Below are 12470 nucleotides of genomic sequence, written 5' to 3' on the forward strand. Positions count from 1 at the left end.
AGTTTTCAGCCTTGTCCGACACGCCTTACCCGATCGACCTCGACAGCATTCGCGGCGCATTCCCGCCGGGCATCGAGGCGCCGCCTCTGCTGCTGGATTTTGCCGGCTGGCTGAACGGTCGCCCCTGGGGCAGCGTCGGCTGCTTCTCACTGCAAGGCCAATTCTCCGATCATGCCCCGATCTTCGATGGCAGTCCTTTGCGCGACCGCTTCGCGCTGTTCATGCGCCTGCCTGACGGCTCAGCCGTCGGCGGCTGGTATGGCGCTGGCCTGGACCGTGACGATCCCCCCATCGTGGGGCTGGGCTCTGAGGGCGATTACGAGTTGCTCGCGCTGTCGCTCGACGCGCTGCTCGGAAAGTTGACGTCGCAGCAATTCGATACCGCCTGGAGTGACCTGCTCCCGGATGAGGACGTCGAATGTCAGACGGTCGAGCTGGCGCAATGGCTTGCCGGACGGCCGGTGGGCGAGAAACTGCCGTCCGAGGATCCGTCATCGGAGCTGCCCGACTTCCGTGGCTTCGTCGAGAAGTGGAGCCGGGACCGGGAGGAATATTGGACCAATCATCGCCTGATGGCCGAGCTCGGCTGGCGGCTCGCCGCGCATCTGCCCGAGGGCAAGAACGCCTGGGACAAGACACACTTTGAGGTCGCGATCGTTGGCCGGCAATACGAGGCGCGCGTGCTGTCGCGCGGGCCGCAGCCCTTCGAGGAAGCTGCCTCGATCGAATCCCTGCTACGCGATCTGCGCGAGGAGATGCGCCGCGCCCAGCCCGAGCTTGGCCTGTGGTACGCGATGAAATTCGGCCTCTATGCCGACGGTCGCGTCATGCCGAATTTCGAATACGATTTGCGGCCAACCATCGGCGGTGAACCGGCGCTGCTCGCTGAGGCCAAGGCCGATCTCGCCCGCGCCCCGCGCCCGGAGCGCTGGGTGCCGAAATGGCTGCTGGAAGCCTGACTGCCTCCACATCGTCATTGCGAGCGTAGCGAAGCAATCCAGGCTGCCGCTGCGGAGAAACTCTGGATTGCTTCGCGGAGCCTGTCATCGGGCCGCGCTTCGCGCGAACCCGGTGGCTCGCAATGACGGGAGGCGTGGTGACGGAGTCCCTCAGAACCCCGCGACGCTTCCGTGCAGATCGTATGCGTCCGCGCGTTCGATCTTCGCGGTGACGATCTCGCCGACGCGCAAGGGGCGGCGGCTCGACAGATACACCGCGCCGTCGATCTCAGGCGCATCCGCCTTGGAGCGGCCCTTCGCGACCGTCGGCCCGACCTCGTCGATAATGATCTGCTGGCGCGTGCCGACCTTGCGCTTGAGCCGGCGCGCCGAGATCTTCTGCTGCCGCGCCATCAGGGCGTTGTAGCGCTCCTGCTTGACCTCTTCGGGCACGGGATTGGCGATCGCGTTCGAGGTCGCACCGGCAACCGGCTCGTATTTGAAGCAGCCGAGGCGGTCGATCTCGGCTTCATCGAGCCAGTCGAGCAGATAGGCGAAGTCGGCATCGGTCTCGCCGGGGAAACCGACGATGAAGGTCGAGCGCAGCGCCAGATCAGGGCATTCCTCGCGCCAGCGCTTGATGCGCGCCAGCGTCTTGTCCTGCGCGGCCGGGCGCTTCATCGCCTTCAGCACTTCGGGGCTCGCATGTTGGAACGGGATGTCGAGATAGGGCAGCACCTTGCCCTCGTTCATCAGCGTGATGACCTCGTCGACATGCGGGTAGGGGTAGACATATTGCAGGCGGACCCAGGCACCTAACTCGCCGAGCTCGCGGGCGAGATCGAGGAACTTGGCGCGGACCTGGCGGTCCTTCCACGGGCTCTCGGCATATTTGAGATCGACGCCGTAGGCCGAGGTGTCCTGCGAGATCACCAGCAGCTCCTTGACGCCGGCGCCGACGAGGCGCTCGGCCTCGCGCAGCACGTCATTGGCCGGACGCGAGACCAGGTCGCCGCGCAGCTTCGGGATGATGCAGAAGGTGCAGCGGTTGTTGCAGCCCTCGGAGATCTTCAAGTAAGCGTAGTGGCGCGGCGTCAGCTTGATGCCCTGCGGCGGCACCAAATCGAGATGCGGATTGTGGGCCGGCGGCAGCGCGCGGTGCACGGCATCGAGCACGCTCTCATATTGCTGCGGACCCGTGATCGAGAGCACACCGGGATAGGCCTGCTCGATCGCTTCCGGTTCCGCGCCCATGCAGCCCGTGACGATCACCTTGCCGTTCTCGGCCATGGCCTCGCCGATCGCCGAGAGCGATTCCTGCTTGGCGCTGTCGAGGAAGCCGCAGGTGTTGACGATGACGATATCGGCTCCGTCATGCTTGCGGGCGAGTTCGTAGCCCTCGGCGCGCAGGCGCGTGATGATGCGCTCGGAATCCACCAATGCCTTGGGGCAACCTAGTGACGTGAATGATATGCGCGGCGCTCTTTCCATGTAATCGCCTGGAACCTGCATCTGAATTGTTCGGATATGCGATCCAACTAATTGATCCGATGGAAAAAATCAACCGCAACGCAGGAGCTTATGGGCGGATTGATAATGACAAGTTAGAGTTGCGCGATCCTAGTAGCTGTCGGTTACACGGTTAGGATGTATCTGACCAAAGGCGTGGCGGCCGCCATTGTCGGAGCTGGCGAAAGTCCCGTTCTTCCGGCCGACGCTCAAAGTGTGCGACTCGCGTTCGGCGGCATTGTTGGTCGTGCGCAGCCAGTCTCATGCGCAGCCAGTCATTGTCGATGAACCGCGTGAACACAGCGCAGCGCTTGAGGCAGCGGTCGATCGCTTGGCAGTCTCACTGTCGCCGGAGAGCTTGGCGCGGTACCTGCGCAGGAAGGCGTGAATCTCATTGAGCAGCGGGCGGCAACGTTGGTCGCGCACGGCTTTGCGCTCGCGGGGAGGGCATCGATTACGCGCTCGCAGCCTTGGGTTCCCCGCTTGATCACCAACCCGAGCGCCGAGATGTGGGACCAAAGCGGCCGACATGAAAGCGAGTGCCGGCCCGGCCGGCTATGTCGCAAAGACATACGGGAACCCGATCCTGCGTGGTCGCGGCCCTGTCCATGCGACTTCCGCCCCCTCCCGCGCATTTCATTCCGTGGCAGCGACCGGCGCCACCGCTCCTCCCCCTTCAGCAAAACTTGAAAGAGGGCTCTGCAGGCGTATTCAATTATCGATTGTAAAAAGTCCAGAACTCGCCTATGCTGTTTAGATTGAATGGGGGATTTTCGATGAAAGTCCTGTTGATCGCGCCGCCCATTATGGATGATCTGTTCTGGGATCGTCCCGTGTCGATAGCGATGGACGCGGTCCGCGAATGTCCTCCCTACGGGATTTTTCTGTTGCAGGCCGTGCTCCAGCATGCGCAGCACGAGGCTATTGTCGCTGACTTGATTGCCGACGGTTCGCACCGCATCGACCGCTATTCGCAGCAACTGGAGGATTGCGGTCTGGTCGGCATCGCGGCCACTTCAATGTCGTGGCCGACGGCGGTTGCCGTGATCAAGCAGGTTCGCGAACACCGTCCGGATGTCCCGATCGTGCTCGGCGGCATTCACCCTACGATGTTTGACTTTTACATCCTGAGCTCGTTTCCGGTTGACTACATTGTTCGCGGCGAGGGCGAGGTGGCAATCGTGGAGCTGTGCGCGGCGCTGGAACGCGGCGGCGGCGTCGAAGGCGTCCCGAACCTGTCCTGGCGCGATAGCGAGGGCCGGGTCTGCCGCAATCCCATCTCGGCTAAGATCAGCAAATATGAGCTGGCGGAATTCCCGGTTCCGGACTTCAGCCAACTGCCAATGAAGCTCTACAAGGGGTTGTCGATCGAATCGTCGCGCGGCTGCGCATTCGACTGTTCGTTCTGCAGCACGTCCTATCGAAAGACTTGGCGCGGCATGCCCGCCGATCGCTTCGTCGACCGTCTGGCGCAGATGCTGTCCCAGGTCGGGCGAACGCAACTCGGCATGATCCATGTGATCGACGACGAGTTCTCGATGAATCCGAAACGGACAATTGAAATCACCGACATCATGCGCCGTCGCTGCATGAAGGCGGAGCTGATTTACGATTCGCGAGCCACCGACCTGCTCTATGATGGGCTGATTCCCTCGATCGCCGAGTTCACCGGACAGTTCCTGGTGGGAGCGGAATGCGGTTATGACGAGGGACTTCTCAAGATCGGCAAGGGCACGACAACAAAGATCCTGGAAGATGCCGCGGCGCGGCTGCACGCCGAAGGCTTGGCCGGCTACGCGGATTTCTCCTTCGTGCTGGGCCTGCCATGGGAAACCGTCCACGAGGTTCGCAAGACCTGCCAGTTCGCGGCGCATCTGTTCGCCGCCTACGGCGTCCGCATTCTGCTGCAATGGTACTGCCAGATTCCGGGCTCACGGCTGTGGGAGGCCGATCGCGAGGCGGGACTCGTCAACGAGTCGATGTACAATGACTACGGCTTCTTTCGGAATCTCTATCTGTTCCGGACGGGCGTGAAACTTTCGCCTCAGGAAGTCTGGGAGATTTCCGACACGGTCAGCGCCTTGCAGCGGTTGTCGAAGCTACAATATCCCGATCGCCGCATGGTCGAATACGGGCATCCCGAACCGATCGGGCTGTATTATCCGCAGGAAGTGATGACGCGCCGGCCGGATGGACTGGCCAGCCTGCGCGAGGTCGCGCTGCCGGAGAAGAAGCACGCGATGCGGCGGTTCGATCCCGTGGCGCAAAGTGCAGTCTCGATGGAAAGGCCGTTGCGGCACATGTCCAATTGAGATCGGCCGCGACGGGCTGATAGGGACGGGTCAAATCAGAACTTGCGTGAGGCCACAACAGGAGGATCCCATGGCCCAGACGAGCAGTGCGGGAGACAAGGAATTTGCCGAATTGCTGGGGAAGGTCTTTACTGATCCCGGCTTTGCCAAAGCGCTCGAGCAGGACCCCGAGAAGGCGTTGCGCGACGCCGGCTACCAGCTCGATCAGAAGCAACTCGGTGCGATCAAGGCCGGTGAAGCCAAGACCGCCAATGTCGATGCCAACGTGGCGGCGTTTGTGCGTCCGGTCGTGAGCGTGCTTACCAAGGGAACACGGCCGGCGGTGCAAGTCGTGGTCAGCAGCGCGGTGGTAGCATCGAAGGCCGCGAGCGAGGAGAACCCCTGACGGCACAGGGGGCGCGACGACGGCTCGCATGGCGATCGCCGACGATATCCCACGAAGCTGGAGCCTGAGTTCGCTGGCGGCGCTGGTGACGATTGTGGTTGCGCCGCCGTGGCTTGCGATCTCGGCCGGTGCGTCCACGGTCTCGGTGCTGGCCGGGGCGGTGATCTGGTTCGGCTCCGTCATGCTAAAACGCTTCGTCGTGCGAGGCGCGCGGCGATGGAGTCCATGGCAAAACGGATCGCCCATCGCGATCGCGTTGATACAGGGCTTGGTGTCGGCAGTCGTCGAGCTGGCTGCGGCGGCTGCCTATTTGGTCACCTTGCCGGGAGCTACGCTGATTGAGGTGCTGGGATTCGGGGTTGGAGCCGGATCCGGCGAGGCCGCCTACGTTCTCGTGCTCGGCGTTATTTCACCCCAGGTCGATGAGGATGTGTTGCGCGCGTGGGTCGACGGCGCGACCGTATCTTGGTGTGTGCGGTTCGCTGTTCCGATCGAGCGGTTGTTCGCCCTCATCGGGCATGTCGGTGCCCGTGGCCTGCTCTATGTCGCGTTGATGCAGGCGACGCCGCTGCGGTTGCTGTGGGGCGTGGCGGCGGTCTCGCTCTTCGCCGCCATCGATGCGGTTGCGGTCTACGGCCATATGCGCCGGTGGCGTTGGCACGATCCGCAGACCTGCCGGCGCGCGCATTCGTTCTTTGCCGCTCTCAGCATGGTCGAGTTCGCATTACTGATCGCAAGCTTCCGCGAGTAGCCGGATGATCATCGGGTCGAACGGTCGGTGCGGTGCAGCCTGGCGTTTGGAGCCCGCCTGCTACATCCGAAAGTTTGTTTGCGAGGAGCTATCCAGCCCGGACCGCCGCACGTTTCTCACCGCTGCCGGAGGAGGCGACCCGGCTTGCCACCGTCGGTGGAGAAAAGGTGGGGCGGTCCATTCGGTGCCGTGATCGTCAAGGATGGAGAGATTATCGGGCGTGGGCAGAACCGCGTGCTGCTCACCGGCATTCCAGTCTTTCATGCTGAAGTCACGGCAATCATGGACGCGTCCGCACGTCTCAGCCCAAAGGCGCTGCTCGGCGCCGATTATGGAGCGGCACGATTCTCGAGATGATTTCGCGTGAAGCGGATTCGCCCGATCCGGTGGAGCATCGCGCGCATGTTGAAAGGGTGCGAGATCTACATCAACGGCGCGCCATGCCCGATGTGCATGAGCGCGATCTATTGGTCGCGCATCGACCGCGTCTATTTCGCCGCCAGCCTGAAGGACACGAGTACGATCGGATTCGACGATGCCTTCCAGTATGAGGATTTCGCCAAGCCGTGGCCGCAACGCCGGATCGAAGTGGCGGAAAACTTCGAGCGGGAAACCGGTCTGAAGGCATACAAGGCCTGGATGGATAAGAAGGACCGGCATCCCTACTGAGGAGCGTGCGAGACCGAGCTGCTACTCTGGGGCACGAGCCACGACCGGCAAGGACACGACCGGCAAGACTCGACCGGCAAGACTCGGATCGGGCACATGAGTACCGCTTCGCATCCGCGGCATCTCGGCTTAACGAGTACGTGCCCCAATTGACGAGTTGAAAGTCCAGATGACAGCCGCCTTCGGGCGGCTTTTTTCTTTGCGAGTGAGAGGCTCCAAAAGCTTAGGTTCGATGTTTCAGGCGCACCCGAGCGATACGAGGCTGACCTTGGGCGCAGCCGTCTGATCCATGTCTGATCTGCCTGATTGACCGGCCTGAGCTAGTCCCAATTGCCCATAATTACAACCCTTTGCATGGCCCTCCGGCGTGCTATGGATGAATCACCTGCCATGAGTGAGCCATGAGCGCCGAACAGTCGCCCAAGATCGTGATCGTCGACGAAAGCCCGGTCAGGGCCGCGATCCTCGAGGAGGGCTTGCGGGAGGCCGGCTTCACGCAAGTGGTCCATATCGGCGAGATGCAGAGCCTGCTCGCCCGTATTTATGCGGTGGACCCCGATATCATCGTGATCGATCTGGAAAACCCCAGCCGCGACGTGCTGGAGGCGATGTTCCAGGTCAGCCGTGCCGTGAAGCGGCCCATCGCCATGTTCGTCGACCAGAGCGACTCCGCCTCGATCCAGGCGTCCGTGGAGGCGGGGGTGTCCGCCTATATCGTCGACGGGCTGAAGAAGGAGCGGATCAAGCCGATCCTCGACCTCTGCGTGTCCCGCTTCAACGCCTTCGCAAAACTCCAGGAGGAGCTGGAGCGGACCAAGTCGCAGCTCGAGGACCGCAAGGTCATCGAGAAGGCCAAGGGCATCCTGATGAAGGTCAAGGGCCTTACCGAGGACGAGGCCTATGTGCTGCTGCGCTCCACTGCCATGCGCGAGAAGAAGAAAATCGGCGAGATCGCGCAGTCGATCATCACCGCGTCGGAGATGCTGAAATGACCGCACCCCTTCGCATCGGGTTCATTCCGCTGGTCGATGCCGCCGCACTGATCGTCGCCGTCGACAAGGGATTTGCCGCGGCCGAAGGGCTGGAGGTCGAGCTGGTGCGCGAGGTGTCGTGGTCGAACGTCCGCGACAAGCTCAATATCGGCCTGTTCGATGCCGCGCATCTGCTCGCGCCGGTCGCGATCGCGTCCTCGCTCGGGCTCGGTCACGTCAAGGTGCCGATCGCGGCGCCGTTCAATCTCGGCATCAATGGCAATGCGATCACGGTCTCGCCGGCGCTGCACGCCGCGCTGATGGAGGAGATCGGCGGCGACCGCTTCGATCCGATGGCCACAGCAAAGGCGCTGGCGAAGGTGGTGGCAAAGCGCCGCAAGGCTGGCGCCGAACCATTGACGTTCGGCATGACCTTTCCGTTCTCGACCCACAATTACCAGCTGCGGTTCTGGATGGCGGCGGCCGGCGTTGACCCCGACGAGGACGTCCGCCTGGTCGTGCTGCCGCCGCCTTTCATGGTCGACAGCCTCAAGAGCGGCCATGTCGATGCCTTCTGCGTCGGGGCGCCCTGGAACTCCGTCGCCGTCGATCTCGGCATCGGCCACATCCTGCATTTTGTCTCCGACTTTCTTGCGCGCGCGGCCGAGAAGGTTTTGGCCGTGCGTCAAAACTGGGCGGACAAGAATCCGGATGTGGTTGCAGCGCTGGTGCGCGCGGCCGTGAAAGCCGCCGAGTTCATCGAGCATCCGGACAACCGGACCGAGGCCGCGCAGATCCTGGCGCAGCCGGAGCGGATCGGCGTCGATGCCGAAGTCATCCAGCGCACACTCGATGGGCGACTGAAGATCTCGCCGGATGGCACCATGCGCGAGAGCGACCGTTATCTCCTGGTCGGACGTGAAGGGGCAGGGCGGCCGGACCCGGTCCAGGCCGCCTGGCTCTACGCGCAGATGGTGCGCTGGGGGCAGACGGAGCTGACGGCTGACGGCGTCAAGACGGCCATGGCCGTGTTCAGGCCCGATCTCTACGACGCCGCCCTTGGCCATCGGCAGCCCACCGAAGCGCCCGCGCCGTTCGGCGCGTTTGTCGGCCCGGCCTTCGACCCCGAGAACATCAGGGGGCACCTCGAAGCCTTCGAGGTTGGCCGCTGGAAGGCCTGATTCCGACTCTGCACCCGTTTAAGGCACTCGGGATCATCGGCTAAATTTTGAGCCGGCTGCTCGAATTTCGTGAAGGGCGGCCCCCCGCAAGTTCCCCGACATTCAATAACTTATTGAAATCGCGTATCTTTCAATTTCAAGGCGGCTGGCACGCAACTTGTATGGTGCAGTGCGGCCAGCTTGTCGCAGATGCCTGCTGAGCCAAGTCCCACAGCAACGAAGCTGATTGGACCGTGGAGTAACGAAGCAGGCTTCGAGCCAGCTGAGTTCCTCGCGGGTCATTCTCAATTCCGTCGATGCCGCCGCTGGTGGCCGCAGGAGCTTCGTTACCGACCATGAAAATCGAAACGCTCGCAGTCGACTTCACCGACGAACAGAAACGCTATCTCGAAGGCTTCACGACCGGTCTCCAGATCAGCAAGGTTGGTCGTGGTTTTGGCGGCGGCAAGGCGAATGCCGAGCCTGTTGGTCCTGATGCCGCGCATATCAAGGCGCAGGACAAGGTCATCGCCGCAGGCAAGAAGCTCGCCGACCAGGAGAAGTTCAAGCGCGACGAGCATCCCTTCGATGCCTATCCGCGGCTGCGCCAGCAGGCGCTCGACAACGCCCCGCCGAGCCCGGCGGACAATTTCCGCTGGCGCTATTACGGCATCTTCTACGTCGCGCCGACGCAGGACTCCTACATGTGCCGCCTGCGCATCCCGAACGGCATCATGAAGCATTGGCAGCTCACAGGTCTTGCCGATCTCGCTGACGACCTGTGTGGGCCCTACAGCCACGTCACCACGCGGGCCAACCTCCAGCTTCGCGAGCTCCCGCCGAAGAACGCGCTCCTGCTGATCGAGGGCATCCAGGAGCTCGGCCTGTGCTCGCGCGGCTCCGGCGCCGACAACATCCGCAACGTCACGGGGACGCCGACCGCCGGCATCGATCCGCAGGAGCTGATCGACACGCGCCCGTTCGCGCGCGAATGGCACTACCACATCCTCAACGACCGCTCGCTTTACGGCCTGCCGCGCAAGTTCAACGTCGCCTTCGATGGTGCCGGCAGAATCGCGGTGCTGGAGGAGACCAATGACATCGCCTTCACGGCCTATGAGGTGAAGGACGGGTTCGGAGTCGAGCCCGGGGTCTGGTTCCGCCTCGGCCTCGGCGGCATCACCGGCCACAAGGATTTTGCAAAATACTCCGGCATCATCGTCAAGCCCGAGCAGGCGACATCAGTTGCGGATGCCATCGTGCGCGTCTTCATCGAGCATGGCGATCGCACCAACCGCAACAGGGCGCGGCTGAAATACGTGCTCGACGCGATGGGCCATGACGGCTTCCTCAAGCTCGTCGAGGAGCGGCTGAAGACCCCGTTCACGCGGGTGCCGGAAGAAGCGTTTGCCGCGCGGCCCGCGGCGGACCGCATGGCCCATATCGGCATTCACAGGCAGAAGCAGGACGGCCTGAACTGGATCGGCGTGTCGCTCACTCTCGGCAAGATGAGCTGCGAGCAGATGCGGGGCCTCGCCAGGGTCGCGCGCGATCTCGGCGATGGCGAGATTCGGCTGACGGTCTGGCAGAACCTGCTGATATCAGGCGTGCGTGACGAGCACGTTGCGCTTGCGGTTGCCGCGATCAAGGACATCGGGCTCGCGGTCGAGGCCTCCCATATCCGCGCCGGACTGGTCGCCTGCACCGGCAATGCCGGCTGCCGCTTTGCCGCTTCGAACACCAAGCGCAATGCGGCCGAGATCGGCGCCTGGTGCGAGCCGCGTGTCGCCATGGACAAGCCTGTCAACATCCACGTCACCGGTTGCCACCATTCCTGCGCGCAGCACTACATCAGCGACATCGGGCTGATCGGCGCACGCGTGCCTGTTGGCGAAGAGGACACGGTCGAGGGCTATCACCTCTTCACCGGCGGCGGGTTCGGCCCTGACGCTGACGTCGGGCAGGAGGTCTATCACGACCTCAAGGCCGAGGACGCGCCGAAGACGGTCGAGGCGCTGCTCAAGGCCTATCTCGCTCACCGTTCCTCGCCCGACGAAACCTTCCTGGCCTTTGCGCGCCGCCACGACGGCGAAACGCTGCGCAAGCTTGCCGATGCACAGGTGTCCGCATGAACCAGATCACGCCTCCGCCGAAGCTCGATATCATTCCCGCCAGCGCGCCGTTCTCCGACGCGCAGCGTTCCTGGCTGAACGGCTTCTTTGCCGGTCTGCTATCGCCTGACGTGGCGACGCCGCTGTCCGTGGAGCAGGGCGCCGCTGTCATGCCAAGTGGCGATGGCGATGACGGCGAAGCGCCCTGGCATGACCAGACCATGCCGATCGCCGATCGCATGAAGCTTGCGGAAAGTCGCCCCGTCCGCCGCAAGATGATGGCGGCGATGGCGCAGCAGGATTGCGGCCAGTGCGGCTACAATTGCCACGATTATTCGGAGGCGATTGCGAGCCGCAGCGAAGCGCGGCTCAATCTCTGCGTCCCCGGCGGCAAGGAAACCGCGCGGATGCTGAAATCGCTCTACGAGGAGCTGGACAAGGCGCCGGCGGCCAAGGCGGCTGACAAGGCGGCCGCCGTCAAACCGGACGCGGCCGCGCCGGCCGTGACCGTGACCATCGCCGAGCCGGGCCGCTCACGCGACAATCCCGTGACCGCGACCTTCCTGTCGCGCCGCCTGCTCAACAAGGGCAAGTCGGAGAAGGAGACCTATCACGTCGAGTTCGATCTCGCCGAGAGCAAGCTCGACTACGTGGTCGGCGACAGCTTTGGTGTCTTCCCGCGCAACGATGTCGGCCTCGTCGACCAGATCATCGCGCTGCTCGGCGCATCGCACACCACAGAGGTCAACGGCAAGACCTTGCGTGAAGCATTGATCAACGACGTCTCGCTGTCGCCGGCGCCCGACACGCTGTTCGAGCTGATCTCCTTCATCACCGGCGGGGCGCAGCGCGAGAAGGCAAGGGCGCTGGCGCAGGGCGAGGATCCCGATGGCGATGCCGCCACGCTCGACGTGATGGCGGGGCTCCAGAAATTCTCCGGCACGCGGCCGCATCCGGAAGCATTTGTCGAGGCGCTGGAGTCGCTGCAGCCGCGGCTCTATTCGATCTCGTCCTCGCACAATGCGACGCCCGGAAAACTGTCGCTGACGGTCGATTCCGTGCGCTACGTCGTCGGCAAGCGCAAACGCCTCGGCGTCGCCTCGACCTTCCTCGGCGAGCGCATCGCCGAGGGCGACAAGCTCAAGGTTTATGTGCAGAAGGCCCACGGCTTCGGTCTGCCGCAGGATCCGAAGACGCCGATCATCATGATCGGTCCCGGCACCGGCATTGCGCCGTTCCGTGCTTTCCTGCTCGACCGCAAGGCGACCGGCGCGCCGGGCAAGAACTGGCTGTTCTTCGGCCATCAACGCAGCGATTGCGATTTCTTCTATCAGGACGAGCTCAACGCAATGAAGACCTCCGGTCTGCTGACGCGCCTGTCGCTGGCCTGGTCGCGCGACGGCGAGAACAAGTTTTATGTGCAGGACCGCATGCGCGAGGTCGGCCGCGAGCTGTGGACGTGGCTCGCCGAGGGCGCGCATCTCTACATCTGCGGCGATGCCAAGCGCATGGCCAAGGATGTCGAGCGCGCGCTGGTCGACATCGTCGCCCAGTTCGGTGCGCGCTCGACAGATGAGGCCGTCAGCTTTGTCGCCGATCTCAAGAAGAAGGGCCGTTTCCAGGCTGACGTGTACTAAGGCGCGACAAGAACAGCGTGAATCGCC

9 protein-coding genes and 1 pseudogene are annotated in these 12470 nt (G+C 63.3%); 9 read left to right on the forward strand and 1 reads right to left on the reverse strand.

Annotation, left to right across the window (positions count from 1 at the left end; translation table 11 throughout):
* Positions 1-11: 11 nt before the first annotated feature.
* Positions 12-959, forward strand: coding sequence for a hypothetical protein (locus tag HYH07_RS21495; protein WP_220004363.1), 948 nt, complete (start codon positions 12-14; stop codon positions 957-959).
* A gap of 150 nt (positions 960-1109) precedes the next feature.
* Here the strand turns inward: HYH07_RS21495 and rimO are convergent, their stop codons facing one another.
* The gene (rimO, locus tag HYH07_RS21500; protein ID WP_220004364.1) at positions 1110-2429 is read right to left on the reverse strand and encodes a 30S ribosomal protein S12 methylthiotransferase RimO; all 1320 of its coding nucleotides are present in this window, start codon (positions 2427-2429) and stop codon (positions 1110-1112) included.
* Between the two features lie 794 nt (positions 2430-3223).
* Between rimO and HYH07_RS21505 the strand changes: the two genes are divergently transcribed.
* The 8 genes and pseudogenes from HYH07_RS21505 to HYH07_RS21540 all read left to right on the forward strand — a co-directional run bounded on the left by HYH07_RS21505 (position 3224) and on the right by HYH07_RS21540 (position 12443).
* Entirely contained in the window at positions 3224-4759 is a 1536-nt protein-coding gene (locus HYH07_RS21505) for a B12-binding domain-containing radical SAM protein (RefSeq protein ID WP_220004365.1), read from the forward strand.
* 70 nt (positions 4760-4829) lie between these two features.
* Positions 4830-5144 (forward strand): Os1348 family NHLP clan protein, encoded by a 315-nt coding sequence (locus HYH07_RS21510; RefSeq protein WP_220004366.1) that lies wholly within the window; start codon positions 4830-4832, stop codon positions 5142-5144.
* A gap of 28 nt (positions 5145-5172) precedes the next feature.
* Positions 5173-5895: a hypothetical protein gene (locus HYH07_RS21515; protein WP_220004367.1), complete on the forward strand. Its 723-nt coding sequence runs from the start codon at positions 5173-5175 to the stop codon at positions 5893-5895.
* Positions 5896-6129: 234 nt separating this feature from the next.
* Positions 6130-6564, forward strand: a pseudogene (locus tag HYH07_RS36520) (hypothetical protein).
* A 401-nt stretch (positions 6565-6965) separates the two neighbouring features.
* A complete protein-coding gene (locus HYH07_RS21525) occupies positions 6966-7556 on the forward strand; it encodes an ANTAR domain-containing response regulator (protein WP_220004368.1) in 591 nt (196 codons plus the stop codon).
* Positions 7553-8716, forward strand: coding sequence for a CmpA/NrtA family ABC transporter substrate-binding protein (locus HYH07_RS21530; RefSeq protein ID WP_220004369.1), 1164 nt, complete (start codon positions 7553-7555; stop codon positions 8714-8716). Before HYH07_RS21525 ends, HYH07_RS21530 begins: the two co-directional genes overlap by 4 nt.
* A gap of 335 nt (positions 8717-9051) precedes the next feature.
* Positions 9052-10827 carry a NirA family protein gene (locus tag HYH07_RS21535; RefSeq protein ID WP_220004370.1) on the forward strand — a complete coding sequence of 592 codons (1776 nt, stop codon included), beginning with the start codon at positions 9052-9054 and terminating at the stop codon, positions 10825-10827.
* The gene (locus HYH07_RS21540; protein WP_220004371.1) at positions 10824-12443 is read left to right on the forward strand and encodes a sulfite reductase subunit alpha; all 1620 of its coding nucleotides are present in this window, start codon (positions 10824-10826) and stop codon (positions 12441-12443) included. Before HYH07_RS21535 ends, HYH07_RS21540 begins: the two co-directional genes overlap by 4 nt.
* Positions 12444-12470 lie beyond the last annotated feature (27 nt).

The organism is Bradyrhizobium sp. BR 10261 (genome assembly GCF_019455395.1).
In the GTDB taxonomy this organism is placed as follows: Bacteria; Pseudomonadota; Alphaproteobacteria; order Rhizobiales; family Xanthobacteraceae; genus Bradyrhizobium; species Bradyrhizobium manausense.